Source organism: Pantoea sp. PGP6 (genome assembly GCF_053474785.1).
Genome location: NZ_JBQBMA010000001.1, coordinates 3,625,451 through 3,645,067, shown reverse-complemented (window position 1 = coordinate 3,645,067; position 19,617 = coordinate 3,625,451). Strand labels below are relative to the sequence as shown.

Sequence of the window (19,617 nt, the reverse complement as noted above, 5' to 3'; positions counted from 1 at the left end):
CATGGCGAATTGAGGAGTTTATGCGCTACTGGGGAAAAGTTGTGGGTCTGGCACTGGGTTTACTTTCCGGCGCAGGCTTTTGGGGTATTGTGATCGGTTTGATCATTGGCCATATGATTGACAAAGTTCGCGGCGCACAAGGCAAGGCTTACTTCTCAAATAATCAAACCCGACAGACGCTGTTTTTCAGCACCACCTTTCAGGTGATGGGCCATCTGACCAAGTCAAAAGGGCGCGTCACCGAAGCGGATATCCAGATTGCCTCGCTATTAATGGAGCGGATGCAGCTGCACGGGGAGTCACGTACCGCTGCTCAGCGGGCGTTTCGTGAGGGTAAAGAGGCCGATTATCCGCTGCGCAGCAAACTGCGTGAATTGCGTAGCGCCTGTTTCGGCCGCTTTGACCTGATTCGGATGTTCCTTGAGATTCAGATTCAGGCCGCCTTCGCGGACGGTTCGCTGCATCCTAATGAGCGCCAGGTGCTGTATGTGATTGCGGAAGAGCTGGGAATTTCACGCGGTCAGTTCGATCAGTTCCTGCGGATGATGGAAGGCGGTCAGCAATTTGGCGGCGGCCAGCGTTCTGCGGGCGGTTTCCAGCAGGCGCGACGCGGACCGACGCTGGAAGATGCCTGTAGCGTGCTGGGCGTGAAGAGCAGCGATGACGCCACCACCATCAAACGCGCTTACCGTAAATTGATGAGTGAACACCATCCGGATAAGCTGGTGGCGAAAGGCCTGCCGCCGGAGATGATGGAGATGGCCAAGCAGAAAGCGCAGGAAATTCAGGCCGCTTATGACCTGATCCGCAAAGAAAAAGGCTTTAAATAAATCCAGGTTACCGTGACGTTTTGCCCTGGGGCAGACGTCACGGGCGCAAGGTCAGACTGAGATTAAAAGTCGGCGGGCTGACGGAAGGTCATGGCGTTACCGAATGCGGGATGGGTAATCGTCAGTGACTCGGCGTGCAGCAACAGGCGCGGCGCCATCGCTTTAGCCTCAGGATGAGCATAAAAATTGTCGCCCAGAATCGGATGGCCCAGCGCCAGCATGTGTACCCGCAGCTGGTGTGAACGGCCGGTAATCGGTTTGAGCGATACGCGTGCGCTGTTATCAGCCCGGTACTCCAGCACCTGATATTCGGTCTGCGCGGCTTTGCCGGTCTCGAAGCAGACTTTTTGCTTTGGACGGTTTGGCCAGTCACAAATCAGCGGCAAATCAACCACTCCCTTCTCCGCGGCCGGATAGCCCCAGACGCAGGCCACATAGGTCTTTGCGGGTTCACGCTCACGAAACTGCCGTTTCAGCTCGCGTTCTGCGGCTTTGTTCAGTGCCACCACAATCACGCCGCTGGTGGCCATATCCAGCCGGTGCACCGATTCCGCCTGCGGGTAATCACGCTGGATGCGTGTCATCACGCTATCTTTATGTTCGTCCAGCCGGCCGGGCACCGAAAGCAGGCCGCTGGGTTTGTTAACCACCATGATGTGCGCATCCTGATAGAGAATGTGCAGCCAGGGTTCACGCGGTGGATTGTAGGGTTCCATGGTTCTTTCCAAAAATAAGGGGCCTGCGGCTGAGATTGTTTACAAAGTCTGGCCCGATTAGCTGTGATAGCGTGCCAGCGCAGGAAACACGGGCAGATCGGAAAGGCGCAAAAGCTGTCATCCCTGACAGGCCCGGCCCGCACCATTTATGGCGCGGGACGCTTTCCTTTCCCTGCATCCTGAGTTTCTCAGTTGCGGCCAGATTCATCCCGGCCCCTGAGCTTACTGGTGAGTCACCACAATCAGGCGCAGCGCGTCGAGACGCCAGTTAGCCTGATCGAGACTTTCCAGCACCTGCTGACGGTTACTTTCCAGCGCCTCAATTTCATCCTCACGGATGTTCGGATTAACCGCTTTCAGCGCGTCAAGACGGGCCAGTTCCGCCCCCAGCTTCTCGTTCGCCTCGGCACGGGCAGCATCAATCACTGCGCGCGCTTCGCTGACCACTTTCTCTTCACCCTGGGTCAGAATGGCATGCACATCCTGCTGTACCGCGTTAACCAGCTTGCTGCCGGTGTGACGATTGACGGCATTCAGCTGACGGTTAAAGCTTTCGAACTCCACCTTGCCCGCAAGGTTAGTGCCGTTACGGTCCAGCAGCAGACGAATGGGCGTCGGCGGCAGGAAGCGGGTCAGCTGCAAATGCTTCGGTGCCTGCGCTTCGACCACGTAGATCAGTTCGACCAGCAGCGTACCGACCGGTAGCGCCTTGTTCTTCAGCAGCGAGATAGCGCTGCTGCCGGTGTCGCCCGACAGGATCAGATCGAGACCGTTACGGATCAGCGGATGTTCCCAGGTAATGAACTGGGTATCTTCGCGTGACAGCGCCTGGTCGCGGTTAAAGGTGATGGTACAGCCATCTTCCGGCAGGCCGGGAAAATCGGGCACCAGCATGTGATCGGACGGCGTCAGCACGATCAGGTTATCGCTGCGATCTTCCTGATTGATACCGACGATATCAAACAGGTTGAGCGCGAAGTTCACCAGACCGGTATCGTTGTCCTGCTCGCCGATGGCGTTAGCCAGCGCCTGAGCAGCGTCGCCGCCGTTGGAGTTCAGCTCCAGCAGGCGATCGCGTCCCTGTTCCAGCTGCAGTTTCAGGGCATCGTGTTGCTTACGGCAGTCAGTGATAAAGGCATCGAAGCCGTCACTGTTTTCTGGTGCGGCCAGATAGTCGATCAGCTGTGAATGCACGCTGTCATAAATGGTCCGGCCGGTCGGGCAGGTATGTTCAAACGCATCCAGCCCTTCGTGATACCAGCGCAGTAACACCGCCTGCGCGGTCTTCTCCAGCCACGGCACCAGAATCTGGATATCGTGCGCCTGACCGATACGATCAAGACGCCCGATACGCTGCTCCAGCAGATCCGGGTTGAACGGCAGATCAAACATCACCAGACGGCTGGCAAACTGGAAGTTACGGCCTTCAGAACCAATCTCCGAGCAGAGCAGCACCTGAGCGCCGTTCTCTTCTGAGGCGAACCACGCGGCGGCACGGTCACGTTCAATGATCGACAGACCTTCATGGAACACCGCCGCCCGGATACCTTCGCGCTCACGCAGCACCTGCTCCAGCTGGAGTGCGGTGGCGGCTTTGGCGCAGATCACCAGTACTTTCTCTTTGCGGTTGCTGGTGAGATAACCCATCAGCCACTCCACGCGCGGATCGAAGTTCCACCAGGTGCCGCTGTCGCCTTCAAATTCCTGATAAATCTGTTCCGGATAGAGCAGGTCACGCGCGCGTTCTTCTGCGCTTTTGCGGGCACCCATAATGCCGGAGACTTTAATTGCGGTCTGATACTGCGCCGGCAGCGGCAGACGAATCTGGTGCAGTTCGCGTTTCGGGAAGCCTTTGACGCCGTTACGGGTGTTACGGAACAGCACACGGCTGGTGCCGTGGCGATCCATCAGCATTGAAATCAGTTCCTGGCGCGCGTCCTGCTTGCCGTCGCGATCGCTGTTAGCAACCTGCAGCAGCGGTTCAATGTCCTGCTCGCCGACCAGATCGTTAATCCGGTTCATCTCATCCTGTGAGATGGGCTGGTCAGCCAGCAGCGAGGTCACCGCATCGGCGATCGGGCGGAAATGCTGCTGTTCTTCAACAAAAGCGGCAAAGTCGTGGAAGCGGTTAGGATCGAGCAGGCGCAGGCGGGCGAAGTGACTCTCCATGCCCAGCTGTTCCGGGGTCGCGGTCAGCAGCAGTACCCCGGCGGTTTTTTCCGCCAGCTGTTCAATCACCTGATATTCACGGCTCGGCTGGCCTTCTGACCACGCCAGATGATGCGCTTCATCCACCACCAGCAGATCCCACTCGGCATCGGCCAGCAGCTCAAGACGCTGCTTGTTACGGCGCACAAAGTCGAGTGAACAGATAATTAACTGTTCGGTTTCAAACGGGTTATCGCTGTCGTGCTGGGCTTCGGTATAGCGATCGTCATCAAACAGCGCGAAACGCAGGTTGAAACGGCGCAGCATCTCGACCAGCCACTGATGCTGCAGGGTCTCCGGCACCACGATTAACACGCGGTCGGCACGTCCAGCCAGCAGCTGCTGCTGAATGATCATCCCGGCTTCAATGGTTTTCCCGAGACCGACTTCATCCGCCAGCAGCACGCGTGGCGCGTGGCGACGGCCCACATCATGGGCGATATGCAGCTGATGCGGGATCAGGTTGGTGCGCATACCGCGCAAGCCGCTGATCGGCAGACGATATTGCTCACTCTGGTATTTGCGGGCGCGGAAACGCAGGGCGAAACGATCCATCCGGTCGAGCTGGCCGGCAAACAGGCGATCCTGCGGCTTGCTGAAGACCAGCTTGCTGTCGAGCATCACTTCGCGCAGCATCACGTCGCTTTCATCGGTATCAAGACGCGTGCCGATATAGGTCATCAGGTCATTTTCGTTGCGTACTTCATCGACGCGCATCTGCCAGCCTTCATGACTGGTGATGGTGTCACCCGGATTGAAGATGACGCGGGTAACAGGCGAATCGTTGCGGGCGTAGAGGCGGTTTTCCCCGGTGGCCGGGAACAGCAGGGTGATCATGCGGGTATCGACCGCCACCACCGTGCCCAGTCCCAGTTCACTTTCCGTATCACTAATCCAGCGCTGACCTAATGTAAAAACCATATATTTTTAGCTCGAATTTTTAACGTTTTTGAAGGTGTTCCCGGATACTCAGGCAATAGCATTTCATCCAAACGAAAAGGTCTGGAGAGTCTCTCTTAGCGCGGTGAGTTTCAGGAAGGGCGCTATGGTACTGGATGGCAGGGCATTCGTCACCTGTCAAAAAAGACCCAACTGCCCGGTAATCAGTGTAGCAAAATCCCCTCCGACGAAGGGTAAAATGCCGTCGGCAACCGGTTGTAACTGCTTACTGACGTAGTGATCATAATCCAGCGGCGTGGTGCGAGCCTCCAGCGGCTCCGGGCCAGCCGTCGCCATCACGTAACGAATCCGGCCCCCCTTCTGGTACTGCAGCGGCCGGTTTAATTTGCGATTCTGCTCATCCGCCAGCCGGGCGGCGCGCACGTGCGGCGGCACATTTCGTTCATACTCTATCAGCGGACGGCGCAGACGTTTCTTATAAATCAGCTGATCGTCGAGTTCGCCGGCCAGCAGCTGCGCTACGGTGGTGCGAATATAGTCCTGCCACGGCTCACGGCGAAAAATACGGCTGTAGAGCTGCTGCTGAAACTGCTGTGCCAGCGGCGTCCAGTCGGTGCGAACGGATTCCAGTCCCTTAAACACCATACGTTCGCCCGCCGCTTCGCGGATCAGTCCGGCATAGCGTTTTTTACTGCCCTGTTCGGCGCCACGGATGGTGGGCATCAGGAAACGGCAGAAGTGATTTTCATACTCCAGCTCCAGTGCGCTGGTCAGCCCCTGAGTCTGCTGCAGATGGTCACGCCACCAGGCGTTTACTTTTTGCGTCAGCTGCTGACCAATCGCGGCGGCGTCCTGCTCGCTGTGGGCGGATTTCAGCCAGACGAAGGTCGAGTCAGTATCGCCGTAAATCACATCGTAGCCTTCTTCCTCAATCAGCGTGCGGGTCTGCTGCATAATGGCATGGCCACGCAGGGTAATCGAAGAGGCGAGCCGTGGATCGAAAAAGCGGCAGGCGCTGGTGCCGAGCACGCCATAAAAGGCGTTCATGATAATCTTCAGCGCCTGCGACAGCGGCTGGTTGCCCTGCTGTTTGGCGGCTTCGCGGCCCAGCCAGATCTGCTCAACGATGGCGGGCAGGCAGTGGGTATGACGGGAAAAGCGCGCTTCGCGAAAGCCGGCCACCGAATCAGCATCGTCAGGATGCGCCAGCCCTTCCACCAGGCCAACCGGATCGATCAGAAAGGTACGGATAATCGACGGATAGAGGCTTTTGTAATCCAGCACCAGCACCGAGTCGTAGAGTCCCGGACGCGAATCCATCACGTAACCGCCGGGACTGGCTTCCGGGGCCACATCGCCGAGGTTCGGCGCGACAAATCCGCTGCGGTGCATCCGCGGAATATAGAGATGGCTGAATGCCGCGACGGAGCCGCCGTGACGATCGACCGCCAGGCCATTCACCGCCGCACGCTCCAGCAGAAACGGCATAATCGCCGTTTTGTGGAAAATCCGGGTGACCAGCTCGCAGTCTTTCAGGTTATAGCGCGCCAGAGCCGGTTTATCATTGGCGAAGCGCCAGTTGATCTCCTCCATGCGCTGCCACGGGTTATCGATCGCCTTGCCTTCTCCCAACAGTTGCTGCGACACCGATTCCAGACTGAATGACGGGAAATCCCAGAAGGCGGATTTCAGCGCATCGATGCCGTCAATGATCAGCCGGCCGCTGAGTTGGGCGAAAAATATGCCGGGCTTAAAGCCGTGCTCACGCCACTCCAGCGTCGTCTGCTGACGGCCCAGACGCAGCGGAATAGCGTAGCGATCGGCATGTTTCTGCAATACCCGCAGATCAAACTGCACCACGTTCCAGCCAATGATCACATCGGGGTCGTGCTGCGCGAACCACTGGTTCAGCGCCTCAAGCAGCTGCGGACGCGTCTCCAGATAGATCAGCTCAAAATCGAGCGCGCTGGCATCGCCGTTGGGCGGACCCAGCATATAGACCTGGCGCTGGCCGCAACCCTCCAGCCCGATGCAGTAAAGCTCGCCATGTTGGGTGGTTTCAATGTCCAGCGAAACCCACTTGAGCGGCGGCCGATAATCGGGATGCGGTTTCAGCCGGGCATTTACCACGCTGTCGCCCTGCGGCTCGCCGTCAAACCAGACCGGCGCGGTAATAAAGCGCTCCATCAGGTAGCGCTCGGGCGGGCGGATATCGGCTTCATAGATCGGGATGCCCTGTTCGCGCAGCAGCTTTTCGATGCGTTGCAGCTGGCGATTCTGCCGGCAGTAGATCCCGGCTACCGGGCGCTGGCGGAAATCTTTCAGTTCAAGCGGCTGGATGCGCAGCTGACGTTCATCTTTCAGCAGCTCACTGACCTGAGACTGAAACTCACGCGGAATAAACGCGACCGACTCCTGAGCCGGCAGCACCACGCGCTGGGCACCCTGATCGGTGGCGAGCCAGAGAACAATTTCACTGCCTTGCGGGGTGTCGCGCCAGTGGCGGGTAAGCAGAAAACCTGCGCGGGGCCTATTCACATCGTCTCCAGACTCAGGATTTTTGAACGGTGATAAAACCCGCTCAGTATAACATGGATATTTATACAGTTCCCGCGGTTGGCTTTTGTCAATATTGTCCTACAATTCTTGCCTTGACGCTGTGCGGCTGGCTCAGGACAATCCAGCCTTCTGCTTTTTCTAAGGAAGTTTATGGAAGCCTGGGTTCAACACCTGTTTACGCAGTCGCTGGAGTGGGCGCTGTTTGCGGTTGCGCTGGTCACTTTTCTGGAATCACTGGCGCTGGTCGGGCTGTTGCTGCCGGGAACCGTGCTGATGGCGAGTCTGGGCGCGCTGGTCGGGAGCGGACAAATTGGTCTCTATCCGGCCTGGGCGGCCGGGTTTGCCGGTTGCCTGATTGGCGACTGGGTCTCTTACGGTATCGGCTGGAAATTTCAGGGACCGCTGCATCGCTGGAAGTATCTGCAAAAGTACAAAGGGCTGCTGGATAAAACCGAACACGCGCTGCATCAGCACAGTATGTTTACCATTCTGGTCGGACGCTTTGTCGGCCCGACGCGCCCGCTGATCCCACTGGCGGCCGGTATGCTGGAATTGCCGGTACGTAAATTCCTGCCGCCGAATCTGATTGGCTGCCTGCTGTGGCCACCGCTCTATCTGCTGCCTGGCATTCTGGCTGGTGTGGCAGTCGATGTGCCCGAGGCGGCGCAGGGCGGTAACTTTAAGTGGCTGCTGCTGACGGCAGCGATAGTGGTGTGGCTGGGCGGCTGGTTAGGCTGGCGCTGGTGGCGCAGCGGCAAGAGTCAGGATTGGGCGACCGCCTGGCTGCCGCCGGAACGACTGCGCTGGCTGGGACCGCTGGGGCTGGTGATCGCCATCGCCGCCCTGGTCGGCATTCAGTTCCATCCGATGATGCCGATTTTCCGTCATCTGCTGTGGCAGGTCTTTTTCGAATAATCACCGGTTAGCGGCGCGGGATGCCCAGGACATCAGCCTCCCGCGTCTCGCCCGACAGCAACTGTCGGGTCTCGCCGTCCCAGTAAACCCGTCCATCAACAATTACCACGCTGCGCGGCGCGATCTGTTGCGCATCTTCCAGACTGTGCGACACCATCAGCAGCGCGATGCTGCGGGCTTCGCACACCGAGCGCACCAGCTGCAGCATTTCGCTGCGCAGCGCCGGATCCAGCGCCGAAAAGGGCTCATCCAGCAGCAGCACCGGGCGATCGCGCAGCAGACAGCGTGCCAGCGCCACCCGCTGACGCTGGCCCCCCGACAATTCGCCCGGCAGTCGCGCCAGCAGATCGCCTAATCCCACCTGTTCGGCTAGCGCAGCAAGCTGCTGGCGCTGCTCCGCGTTGAGCTTCAATCCCGGGTGCAAGCCCAGCGCCATGTTCTGCTGCACGCTGAGGTGCGGAAACAGATTGTTCTCCTGAAACAGCATCGATACCGGCCGTCTGGCTGGCACGCTGTGGCTATGATCCTGACCATCAATCATCAGCGTGCCCTGGCGGATCGGCAGAAAACCGGCGATCAGGCTGAGTAGCGTACTTTTTCCGGCACCGCTTGGCCCGAGGATCGCCAGCCGCTCGCCACGTTCGGCGTGCAGGCTGAAGCGCATCGGCAGATGCTGATAAAGGTAAGTAAGGTTATTCAGTGTCAGCATGGCGGCCCGGTAATTTTTCCATCAGGGTGAACAGCAACAAACAGAGCAGCAGCAGCAGCAGAGCGGTCACTGCACCGTCGGCACCGCGATAGGCACCGATCTGTTGATAAAGGTAGAACGGCAGGGTGCGGAAGTCGGCATTGCCAAACAGCGCCACCACGCCAAAATCACCGATCGACAGCACGCAGGCAAACGCCAGCGCCTGTGCCAGCGGACGTTTCAGCGCACGCAGTTCTATCAACCGCAGCCGGTTCCAGCCGTGGATATCCAGTGAATCGCATAGCCTGCCGTAGCGCTCGGCGACGTCACGCATCGGGTTTTCCAGCACTTTCAGCGCATAGGGAATGGCGATCAGCGCATTAGTGAAGATCACCAGCCCGTCTGCCGACGCCGGCAGGCCAACGGTGGCGTTAAACAGCAGAAAGAAGCCGGTCGCCAGCACGATGCCGGGCATCGCCAGAATTAGCATGCCGCTGGTGTCGATCAGCTGTGCGGCGAGCGGGCGCTGACGCAGACGCAATTCGCGACTGCTCCACAGCAGCATCAGCGTCAGTATCACGCACAGCAGGCCGGCACCGACCGCGATGCGCAATGAGGTCAGGGTCGCCTGCCACAACGCTGGCTGGGCCAGTGCGCCGCGCAGTCCGCCGTGCAAGCCATCCACCACTACCGCCGCCAGCGGCGGCAGCAGCAGCAGTAACGCCAGCAGAATCAGCAACCCATCCGTTAGCCGGGCCAGACGCGAATCCTGCGGATCGCGCCAGCCGTGCAGCTGGCTGGTGCCGGCGGGTATCGCTTTACTGAATCGCTGGCTGAGCAGCACCAGCGTCAGGCAACAGCTGAGCTGAATCAGCGCCAGCAATGCGGCGCGACCGGGATCGTAGTCGTAGCTGAGTGCCTGAAAGATCGCCAGTTCAATGGTGGTGGCCTGGGGGCCGCCGCCCAGCGACAGCACGGTGGCGAAGCTGGCGAAGCAGAGCATAAAGATGAGCGCGCCGGTCGGCAGCAGCTGACGACGCAACCACGGCCATTCCAGCAGGCGAAAGTGGTGCCAGCCGCGCAGATCAAGCTGTGCGGCCAGCTGACGCTGCTCCGCCGGTATGCTCTCCAGCGCCTGTAGCATCAGGCGCGTAGCTAGCGGCAGGTTAAAAAAGACATGCGCCAGCAAAATGCCCTGCAATCCATAGGGCGAGAAGTGATAGTCGATGCCCAACCACTGACACAACTGTGCCAGCCAGCCGACGCGGCCATAAACCGTCAGCAGGCCGAACACCGCCACCAGCACCGGCAGCACCAGCGTCATGGCGCACAGACGCAGCAACAGCTGACGGCCGGGAAAGCGGCGGCGATAGAGGGCGCGCGCCAGCGGCACCGCAGGCAGCAGCGACAGCAGGGCGGAGAGCAGCGCCTGACCAAAGGAGAACGCCACAACGTGCTGCAGGTACTCATCCAGCAGCACGCTACGCCAGTCGGTGACCGGCGCGGCATTCCACAGTGAGATAAAGGCGAACAGCGCCACGCTGATTAACAGCAGCGTGGCGAGCGAACCGGGGATCAGCCAGCGCGGCATTAGCGGCTGACGGCGCGTTGCCACTGACTAATCCAGCCAGAGCGCTGGCTGGCTACCTCTTCCGGCGAATAGTGCAGCGCGGTGGCGGGCACCTGCAGCGTGGCGAAGCCAGCAGGCAGGGTGGTATCGATCACCGGATACATCCAGTTGCCGGTCGGGATGGTGTTCTGGAACGCCGGCGAGACCATAAACTGCATGAACTGCTGCGCCAGTTTCGGCTGTTTACTGCTGGCTAACTGCGCAGCAACCTCGACCTGCAGATAGTGGCCTTCGGCAAACGGTGCGGCGGCGTAGTTCTCTTTTTTCTCTTCGATAATGTGATAGGCCGGCGAGGTGGTATAGCTCAGCACCAGATCGCCTTCGCCTTTCAGGAACAGACCGTAGGCTTCACTCCAGCCCTTGGTTACCGTCACGGTTTTCTGCGCCAGCTTTTGCCATGCCTGCGGGGCCCGATCGCCATAGACTTTCTGCATCCACAGCAGCAGACCTAATCCCGGAGTACTGGTACGCGGATCTTCATAGATGACCCGCCATTTTTCCGGGCTCTCTACCAGCTCTTTCAGGCTTTTCGGCGGATTTTTCAGACGGGTTTTGTCATAGACGAAGGCGAAATAGCCATAATCAAACGGAACAAAGGTGCTGTCGTGCCAGCCGCCCGGCAGCGTCAGCTGTGCGGTATCAACCTTGCTGGCGGCAAACAGACCGGTTTTTTGCGCCGCCTGCACCAGATTGTTATCCAGTCCCAGCACCACATCCGCTTTGCTGTTTTTGCCTTCCATTCGCACGCGATTCAGCAGCGACACGCCATCTTCCAGCGTGACAAATTTCAGTTCGCAATCGCACTGGGCTTCAAAGGCTTTTTTGACCGCCGGACCGGGGCCCCAGTCAGCGGAGAAGGAGTCGTAGGTGTAAACCGTCAGAACCGGTTTGGCAGCCAGTACCGGGGTGGAAAGTAACAGCAGCAGTGGCAGAACTTTGTTAAACACTTTGCGCTCCTTCAGGAGAATAGGGGATGAGTCGCAAAGGATCTGAGCAGCAGGTCTCTCAAATCCCTACGTCGGTATTAACCGAATCAGGTTCGACGGGTCTCTCTCAGCCGTTTGCGGTCAGCAGGCGGCACCCCGTTGAGAACGTCACATTCTAGTCATTTCAGCGTCAGCGCGAAAGCGTTACAGCGCGGGCGGCGCAAACCAGGCAGATTTAAAATCGAACCAGCCGAGGGTATTCATCCGCACGCCGCGCATGCTGCGCTGACCTTCAAGCAGCAGCCAGTGATGGAACAGCGGATGCAGACCGGCCTCTTCCACTAACCGCTTGCTCCATTCGGCCAGCGGCAGCGTTTTTTCACGCCAGCGGGCGGCATCAGCGTGCCAGTCGATCGGCAGGCAGTGATGCAGCAGCGGGACCTCATACAGCTGGGCGAACAGCGACCAGGCCAATGGCAGTGTGAAGTTCACGCTGCCGAGCCAGATGTCGCTGTCGGCGTCGCCCTGATGCCAGCATTCGTAACTGACCTCGCGCGTCTCCAGCGTGACGCCGTGCTGCGCCAGCAGCGGACGTAATGCATTAGCGATCCCTTCGTGCTCAACGTGCTGGCTGTACCAGGTGAGCGTCAGATGAGTCAGGCCGGGCGGCTTTTCGACCGGGGCCAGATCGCGGCGGTGATGCCAGCGCGGCAGCAGACCATACGCCGGAAACCAGTAGCGCTGATAGCCGACGCCGGCGTGGTTGAGCAGGGCGATAGGATTAAACAGATAGCTGACCCAGCGCCGTATCGCCTCGTCACGGCCTTTTTCCGAACGCTGATCGAACAACAAATAGTAGCAGCCTTCTTCCAGCCGGCTCTCTTCCTGAATCTCATCCGCGCCGTCGCCCTGCAGGCGCACGCCCGCGTAGACCAGCTCATCGCTGATATCCGGCAATACCCAGATAGAGACGTCATCAATCAGCGCGCGAAAGCCAAAGTAATCATCAAAGGCTTCTATCTTCAGCTGACTTTCCTGATTACGGATCACGCTGTAAGGACCGGTGCCGATCGGCTGGCGGGCAAAGTCAGGCTGCGTGGGCCATTCGCGTGGCAGGATCATCGCGCTGACGCTGGCCAGCAACCAGGGTAACCAGTCGTCGGGCTGGCTTAAGGTGATATCCAGCGTCCACGGAGCGGGCGAGTCGAGCTGTTGAATATGGGAAAACAGCGGCTGCTGACGCTGACGTTCCAGCGTGGCGATAACATCGGCCATCTCCAGTTCGCGGCCATGATGAAAGCGAATCGCCGGACGCAGAAAGAAGCGCCAGTGGAGCGGGGAAGTCTGCTGCCAGTGATGGGCAATATCGGCCTCAATTTCCCCGTTTTCCTCATTTATGCGCGTCAGGCCATTAAAAATCTGACGGGCAATATGGGTTTCGGAGCGGCGCAGGGCGGAGCCCGGCAGCAGATTCAGCAGCGGGCGGTAGTAAAGCACCCGCAGAATGTGTTTTCCCTGACGGAAACTGCGGCCAAGGTGAGCACCAATCATCTGCCTGACCTGATTCTTATCGCCGACCAGTTGCACCAGCTGATCGATGCGATCCTGATCCAGCAGATCCTCAGCGCGCTGCTGCTGTAGCGCCAGTCCGGTGTAGCAGAAGGTGAGTTGTGAGCGCTTACCGCGTCCGGCTTCGGCCTGCCAGATTAACCAGCCAGCCGCCTGCATCCGGTTGAGTAAGTTGCGCATATGACGGCGTGAACAGTGCAGCAGGTCAGCCAGTTCACTCAGGGTGATCTCCTGCGTCTGACCCTGGCAGCTTTGCCACAGGCGTATGAACTGCTGCTTCAGGCGAGATGAGGACATAAAAGAGGAACTCCCGGTGAAAAGCGCTCTGTTTTTCTTGCCTCATTTTAAGGGCAAACTTTGCTTTATGGGAAGAGCGGGAGGCATTCAGCTATGAATGGCGTTCGACCCTCATGCCGCTGTTCAGCGGGATGCTTTTCTGAGTAGGGTGCAATTACACCGCCAGCAGATGATCTCTGCTGGCTTTTTTCATGCCGCACGGTATCGTCTACCCTTCTTCTCTTCCCCTGTTCATCCTGTAAGGGATTTCGGTATGAAATCGCTGTTAACGCGGCAGCGCCGCATCAATCCGGTTTACCTCGCTTTTATGGTCGCCTCGTTCATGCTCGGTGTGGCGGGCGCATTGCAGGCACCGACCCTCAGCCTGTTTCTGACCCGTGAGGTGCAGGCCCGCCCATTCTGGGTCGGGCTTTTTTTCACTATCAATGCGGTGGCCGGTATTGTGGTAAGCATGCTGGTGGCAAAGCGATCGGACAGCGTCGGCGATCGCCGCAACATCATTCTGTTCTGCTGCCTGATGGCGCTGGTCAATGCGCTGCTGTTTGCCTTTACCCGTCATTATCTGACGCTGATTACCCTCGGGGTGCTATTGTCTGCCTTAGCCAGCGTGTCGATGCCGCAGCTGTTCGCGCTGGCGCGTGAATATGCTGACCAGTCGGCGCGGGAAGCGGTGATGTTCAGTTCGGTGATGCGTGCGCAGCTGTCGCTGGCGTGGGTGATCGGACCGCCGCTGTCGTTCGCCCTGGCGCTGAACTACGGTTTCGTGACGCTGTTTATGGTGGCGGCGGCGCTGTTCCTGATCTGCATCGTACTGGTATGGTTTACCCTGCCGTCGGTGCCGCGTGCTGAGCCGCTGCTGCAAAGCGGTGGTCTGCCGTTAAGCGGCTGGCGTGACCGGGATGTGCGGCTGCTGTTTCTGGCCTCGGTGACCATGTGGACCTGCAACACCATGTACATCATCGACATGCCGCTCTACATCAGTACCACGCTGGGATTGCCGGAAAAGCTGGCCGGTTTGCTGATGGGGACCGCGGCCGGGCTGGAGATTCCGGTGATGCTGCTGGCCGGGCATTACGCCCGCAGGCTGGGCAAGCGGCGGCTGATGCTGCTGGCGGTGGCGGCAGGAGTGCTGTTTTATCTCGGGCTGGTGCTGTTCAACTCGCGCACCTCACTGATGGTTTTACAGCTGTTTAATGCGGTGTTTGTCGGGATTATCGCTGGCATCGGAATGTTGTGGTTCCAGGATTTAATGCCGGGGCGGCCAGGTGCCGCGACAACGATGTTCACCAACTCGATCTCGACCGGCATGATTCTGGCTGGGGTTATTCAGGGAACGTTAAGTGAGCGGCTGGGACATGAAGCGGTCTACTGGCTGGCATTTGTGCTGGCGATAGCGGCTTTTATTATGTCAGCGCGGGTACGCAACGTATAAAGAAGAAGGGCGACAGGATGCCGCCCTCATTGTGCTGATAAACCCAAATCCGGGTGAACCGGACCGCAGCTGACAAGCTCTATTCGCAGAGAACACCGGCAAAGGAGGAAGGCGCGGGACGAGCGGTCAGGGATGGTTTACGCGACTTTCCGATCTGACCGTGTTCCCTTCGCAGGCTCGGTCTAACCACTGGGGCAGAGCAGAGGTTGTCAGTAACAGCAGGGCGACCCGATGTCGCCCTGCTTTGACTCAATCAGCGCAGGAAGGCGGGCTGGTTCTGCTCATATTGCGAGATCGACGCTTCGTGTTGCAGCGTCAGGCCAATACTGTCGAGGCCGTTAATCATGCAGTGGCGGCGGAAGCTGTCGAGTTCGAACGGATAGACTTTATCACCCGCAGTGACCGTCTGAGCTTCCAGATCGACCGTAAAGCGAATGCCGGGTTGCGCCGCCACCAGTTTAAACATCTCATCCACTTCCTGTTCGCTTAATTTCACCGGCAACAGCTGGTTATTGAAGCTGTTGCCGTAAAAAATGTCCGCGAAGCTCGGCGCAATCACCACGTGGAAACCGAAATCGGTCAGCGCCCAGGGCGCATGCTCACGTGATGAGCCGCAGCCGAAGTTTTCACGCGCCAGCAGGATGCTGGTGCCTTTGAACTCGGGCTTGTTGAGCACAAAACCGGGCGTCGGTACGGTGCCGGCATCATCTTCAAAACGCCAGTCGTGGAACAGGTGCTGGCCGAAACCGGTGCGGGTTACTTTCTGCAAAAACTGCTTAGGAATAATGGCATCGGTATCGACGTTAGCCGCATCCAGTGGCGCAACAATACCGGTGTGCTGGGTGAATTTATTCGCCATCGGTTAAGCTCCTGTCGTCAGTTGACGGATATCGGCAAAATGGCCGGAAACGGCGGCGGCGGCGGCCATCGCCGGGCTGACTAAATGGGTCCGGCCACCGCGGCCCTGACGACCTTCAAAATTACGGTTGCTGGTTGAGGCGCAACGCTCGCCTGGGTTCAGACGGTCATTATTCATCGCCAGACACATTGAACAGCCGGGCAGACGCCATTCAAAGCCAGCGTCGAGGAAGATTTTATCCAGACCTTCGGCTTCAGCCTGAGCTTTGACCGGACCGGAACCTGGCACCACCATGGCAATCACGCCAGGCGCGACTTTGCGGCCTTTGGCGATGGCGGCGGCAGCGCGCAGATCCTCAATGCGTGAGTTGGTGCAGGAGCCGATAAACACCTTATCAATCGCCACATCGGTCAGTTTAATGCCCGGTTGCAGATTCATGTAGGCCAGCGCTTTCTCCGCTGAAGCACGCTCGACCGGATCGGCGAACGAGGCGGGATTCGGGATCACCTGATCGACGGCAATCACCTGGCCCGGATTGGTACCCCAGGTGACCTGAGGAGCGATCTCTTCTGCGTGCAGAGTGACGACTGCATCAAATTTCGCGCCTTCATCTGACTTCAGGGTACGCCAGTAGGCCACAGCCTGTTCCCATTTCTCACCCTTTGGCGAGAACTGACGGCCTTTCAGGTAGTTGAATGTGGTCTCATCCGGCGCGACCAGGCCCGCTTTCGCTCCCATCTCAATTGCCATATTGCACAGGGTCATACGGCCTTCCATGCTCAGCGCTTCAATCGCCGGACCGCAGAACTCCACTACGTAACCGGTACCGCCCGCGCTGCCGGTTTTGCCGATGATCGCCAGCACGATATCTTTGGCGGTGATGCCGGTCGCGGCTTCGCCCAGCACTTCAATCTTCATGGTTTTCGCCCGACCCTGTTTCAGCGTCTGGGTGGCAAACACATGCTCGACTTCTGAGGTGCCGATACCAAAGGCCAGCGAGCCAAACGCGCCGTGTGTGGCGGTGTGCGAGTCGCCGCAGACGATGGTCATGCCCGGCAGGGTCATACCCTGCTCAGGACCGATAACGTGAACGATGCCCTGGAACGGGTGATTCAGGTCATACAGCTGGACGCCAAACTCGGCGCAGTTTTTCATCAGCTCCTGCATCTGAATACGCGCCATCTCACCCGATGCGTTGATATCTTTGGTCTGGGTTGAGACGTTGTGATCCATGGTGGCGAAGGTTTTTTCAGGCTGACGGACTTTACGTCCGTGCGCGCGCAGGCCATCAAACGCCTGTGGCGAGGTCACTTCATGGATCAGATGACGATCGATGTAGAGTAATGGCGTTTCATCTGGCGCTTCGTGGACGACATGTGCATCAAATAACTTCTGGTATAAGGTTTTCATTATTTTATTTTTCCTCGGCGATAAAGCGGGCAATGATGCTGCCCATCTCATCGGTGCTGACCGCAGGGCCGTCGCCGGCTAAATCTTTGGTGCGGTAGCCCTCTTCCAGCGCCCGGCTGATGGCGCGCTCAATGCTGTCGGCGGCGTCATCGGCATTCAGGCTGTAACGTAACAGCAACGCCAGTGACAGGATCTGCGCCACCGGGTTGGCGATGTTCTGGCCCGCAATGTCTGGCGCAGAGCCACCGGCCGGTTCAAACAGACCAAAACCCTCTTCATTCAGGCTGGCGGAAGGCAGCATGCCCATTGAGCCAGTGATCATGGCGCACTCATCAGAGAGAATGTCACCGAACAGGTTAGAGCAGAGCAGCACGTCAAACTGCGACGGATCTTTGATCAACTGCATGGTGGCATTGTCGATATACATGTGGCTCAGCTGTACATCCGGATAATCTTTAGCAATCTCGTTGACGATCTCGCGCCACATTACCGAGGTCTGCAACACGTTGGCTTTATCGATTGAGGTCACTTTATGACGACGTTTGCGCGCCGACTCAAACGCGATGCGGGCGATGCGTTCGATTTCGAAACGGTGGTAAACCTCGGTATCGAGTGCCCGCTCGTGCGGACCGCTGCCTTCGCGGCCTTTCGGCTGGCCGAAGTAGATGCCGCCAGTCAGTTCACGTACGCACAGAATGTCGAAGCCGCGGGCGGCGATGTCGCTGCGCAGCGGGCAAAAAGCTTCCAGTCCACTGTAGAGTGCAGCCGGACGCAGATTGCTGAACAGACGGAAGTGTTTACGCAACGGCAACAGCGCCCCGCGCTCAGGCTGAGACGCCGGCGGTAAGTGTTCCCACTTTGGCCCGCCAACCGAACCGAACAGAATAGCATCGGCCTGCTCACAGCCTGCCACGGTAGCTGGCGGTAACGGCTCGCCGTGTTGATCGATGGCGATGCCTCCAACCGCGTATTCGCTGGTAGTGATGCGCATGTCGAAGCGATGACGAATCGCATCTAACACCTTCATTGCCTGCGCCATCACTTCCGGGCCGATACCGTCACCCGATAAAACTGCAATATGGGAAGAGCTGGACATAGTTATACCGTTTCCTTCTGATCTTTAAATTTGCGCTGCAATTCTTGTTCAACCTGTCTGGCACGCCAGATGTTATTCAGGGCGTTAACCATCGCTTTGGCAGAAGATTCGACGATATCGGTCGCCAGACCGACGCCGTGGAATTTACGGTTGTTGTAGCTCACCACGATATCCACCTGACCCAGCGCATTTTCGCCGTGGCCCTTCGCGGTCAGTTTGTAGTTAACCAGTTCTGCATCCAGCTGGGTAATGCGATTGATCGCCTGATAAACGGCGTCAACCGGACCATTGCCGGTGGCGGCATCTGATTTGGTGCTCTCGCCGCAGCCCAGATTGACCGAGGCCGTGGCGGTAATGCTCGAACCGGTCTGGACGTTGAATTCGTTCAGCTGGAAATATTCCGGCTCTTCATTCTGTTTATTGATGAAGGCCAGCGCTTCCAGGTCGTAATCAAATACCTGACCTTTTTTATCGGCCAGCTTCAGGAAGGCGTCGTACAGGGTGTCCAGATTGTAATCGTGCTCTGCATAGCCCATCTCTTCCATACGGTGTTTAACCGCGGCGCGGCCAGAACGAGAGGTCAGGTTGAGCTGGATTTTGTGCAGGCCAATCGATTCAGGGGTCAGGATTTCATAGTTCTCGCGGTTCTTCAGCACGCCATCCTGGTGAATACCAGAGGAGTGGGCAAAGGCGTTTGAGCCGACCACTGCTTTGTTAGCCGGGATCGGCATATTACAGATCTGACTGACCATCTGGCTGGTGCGGTAGATTTCCTGATGATTGATATTGGTGTGGACATTCATGATCTGCTGGCGGGTTTTGATTGCCATGATCACCTCTTCCAGCGCACAGTTACCGGCACGTTCACCCAATCCATTCAGCGTGCCTTCAACCTGGCGGGCGCCCGCCTGAACCGCAGCCAGCGCATTACCGGTCGCCATGCCCAGGTCATCATGGGTATGTACTGACAGAATCGCTTTATTGATGTTCGGTACGCGCTGAATCAACTGGCTGATGATGTGGGCATATTCACCCGGCAGGGTATAGCCGACGGTATCCGGGATGTTAATGGTACGAGCACCGGCATTAATTGCCGCTTCAACCATCCGGCACAGATCGTCAATCGGGGTACGGCCACCGTCTTCACAGGAAAACTCAACGTCGTCGGTGTAGTTACGGGCGCGTTTCACCATCTTCACTGCACGTTCAATGACCTCGGGCAGCGTGCTGCGCAGTTTGGTGGCGATGTGCATCGGTGAGGTGGCGATAAAGGTATGAATACGGAAGGCGTCAGCAACGCGCAGTGACTCGTAGGCGGCGTCGATATCTTTTTCTACACAGCGCGCCAGGCCGCAAACCCGGCTGTTTTTGATGGTCCGCGCAATGGTTTGTACAGATTCAAAATCACCGGGTGAGGAAACCGGAAAACCGACTTCCATCACGTCTACGCCCATGCGCTCCAGCGCTAACGCAATCTGCAATTTTTCTTTCACACTCAGGCTGGCCTGTAATGCCTGTTCACCGTCGCGCAGAGTGGTATCGAAAATAATGACTTGCTGGCTCATCGTATTCATCCTTATGC

Annotated in this window: 14 protein-coding genes and 1 riboswitch; of the genes, 3 read left to right on the top strand and 11 right to left on the bottom strand. The window is 58.2% G+C overall.

The window, feature by feature from the left end; genetic code table 11:
• Positions 1–20 precede the first annotated feature (20 nt).
• Positions 21–830: a co-chaperone DjlA gene (gene djlA / locus ACLIBF_RS17755; RefSeq protein WP_279810078.1), complete on the top strand. Its 810-nt coding sequence runs from the start codon at positions 21–23 to the stop codon at positions 828–830.
• Positions 831–892: 62 nt separating this feature from the next.
• Here the strand turns inward: djlA and rluA are convergent, their stop codons facing one another.
• From rluA to polB, 3 genes are all read right to left on the bottom strand, one after another.
• Positions 893–1,546: a bifunctional tRNA pseudouridine(32) synthase/23S rRNA pseudouridine(746) synthase RluA gene (rluA, locus tag ACLIBF_RS17750; RefSeq protein ID WP_031375995.1), complete on the bottom strand. Its 654-nt coding sequence runs from the start codon at positions 1,544–1,546 to the stop codon at positions 893–895.
• Between the two features lie 222 nt (positions 1,547–1,768).
• Positions 1,769–4,675: an RNA polymerase-associated protein RapA gene (gene rapA / locus ACLIBF_RS17745; RefSeq protein ID WP_031375994.1), complete on the bottom strand. Its 2,907-nt coding sequence runs from the start codon at positions 4,673–4,675 to the stop codon at positions 1,769–1,771.
• 156 nt (positions 4,676–4,831) lie between these two features.
• Positions 4,832–7,192 (bottom strand): DNA polymerase II, encoded by a 2,361-nt coding sequence (gene polB, locus ACLIBF_RS17740; RefSeq protein ID WP_159222716.1) that lies wholly within the window; start codon positions 7,190–7,192, stop codon positions 4,832–4,834.
• Between the two features lie 171 nt (positions 7,193–7,363).
• On the opposite strand from polB, the gene ACLIBF_RS17735 reads away from it, so the two are divergent.
• On the top strand, positions 7,364–8,128 hold the full coding sequence (locus ACLIBF_RS17735; protein WP_031375992.1) for a DedA family protein: 765 nt from the start codon (positions 7,364–7,366) through the stop codon (positions 8,126–8,128).
• Positions 8,129–8,135: 7 nt separating this feature from the next.
• On the opposite strand, the gene thiQ is transcribed toward ACLIBF_RS17735, so the two are convergent.
• From thiQ to sgrR, 4 genes are all read right to left on the bottom strand, one after another.
• On the bottom strand, positions 8,136–8,837 hold the full coding sequence (gene thiQ, locus ACLIBF_RS17730) for a thiamine ABC transporter ATP-binding protein ThiQ (protein ID WP_069728438.1): 702 nt from the start codon (positions 8,835–8,837) through the stop codon (positions 8,136–8,138).
• A complete protein-coding gene (thiP, locus tag ACLIBF_RS17725) occupies positions 8,821–10,431 on the bottom strand; it encodes a thiamine/thiamine pyrophosphate ABC transporter permease ThiP (RefSeq protein WP_031375990.1) in 1,611 nt (536 codons plus the stop codon). The genes thiQ and thiP overlap by 17 nt, the downstream gene beginning before the upstream one ends.
• A complete protein-coding gene (gene thiB / locus ACLIBF_RS17720; protein ID WP_046289185.1) occupies positions 10,407–11,393 on the bottom strand; it encodes a thiamine ABC transporter substrate binding subunit in 987 nt (328 codons plus the stop codon). Before thiB ends, thiP begins: the two co-directional genes overlap by 25 nt.
• Before the next feature lie 45 nt (positions 11,394–11,438).
• Positions 11,439–11,541, bottom strand: a riboswitch (TPP riboswitch).
• A gap of 35 nt (positions 11,542–11,576) precedes the next feature.
• Positions 11,577–13,238, bottom strand: coding sequence for an HTH-type transcriptional regulator SgrR (gene sgrR, locus ACLIBF_RS17715; protein WP_046289186.1), 1,662 nt, complete (start codon positions 13,236–13,238; stop codon positions 11,577–11,579).
• Between the two features lie 253 nt (positions 13,239–13,491).
• On the opposite strand from sgrR, the gene ACLIBF_RS17710 reads away from it, so the two are divergent.
• Entirely contained in the window at positions 13,492–14,670 is a 1,179-nt protein-coding gene (locus ACLIBF_RS17710; protein WP_031375989.1) for an MFS transporter, read from the top strand.
• Positions 14,671–14,923: 253 nt separating this feature from the next.
• On the opposite strand, the gene leuD is transcribed toward ACLIBF_RS17710, so the two are convergent.
• The 4 genes from leuD to leuA are packed head-to-tail and all read right to left on the bottom strand — an operon-like array spanning position 14,924 to position 19,600.
• Complete coding sequence (gene leuD / locus ACLIBF_RS17705; protein WP_069728437.1) at positions 14,924–15,529, bottom strand: 3-isopropylmalate dehydratase small subunit; 606 nt, start codon at positions 15,527–15,529, stop codon at positions 14,924–14,926.
• 3 nt (positions 15,530–15,532) lie between these two features.
• The gene (leuC, locus tag ACLIBF_RS17700) at positions 15,533–16,939 is read right to left on the bottom strand and encodes a 3-isopropylmalate dehydratase large subunit (protein WP_069728436.1); all 1,407 of its coding nucleotides are present in this window, start codon (positions 16,937–16,939) and stop codon (positions 15,533–15,535) included.
• 4 nt (positions 16,940–16,943) lie between these two features.
• Complete coding sequence (leuB, locus tag ACLIBF_RS17695; protein WP_279810075.1) at positions 16,944–18,035, bottom strand: 3-isopropylmalate dehydrogenase; 1,092 nt, start codon at positions 18,033–18,035, stop codon at positions 16,944–16,946.
• A 2-nt stretch (positions 18,036–18,037) separates the two neighbouring features.
• Entirely contained in the window at positions 18,038–19,600 is a 1,563-nt protein-coding gene (gene leuA / locus ACLIBF_RS17690) for a 2-isopropylmalate synthase (protein ID WP_279810074.1), read from the bottom strand.
• Positions 19,601–19,617 lie beyond the last annotated feature (17 nt).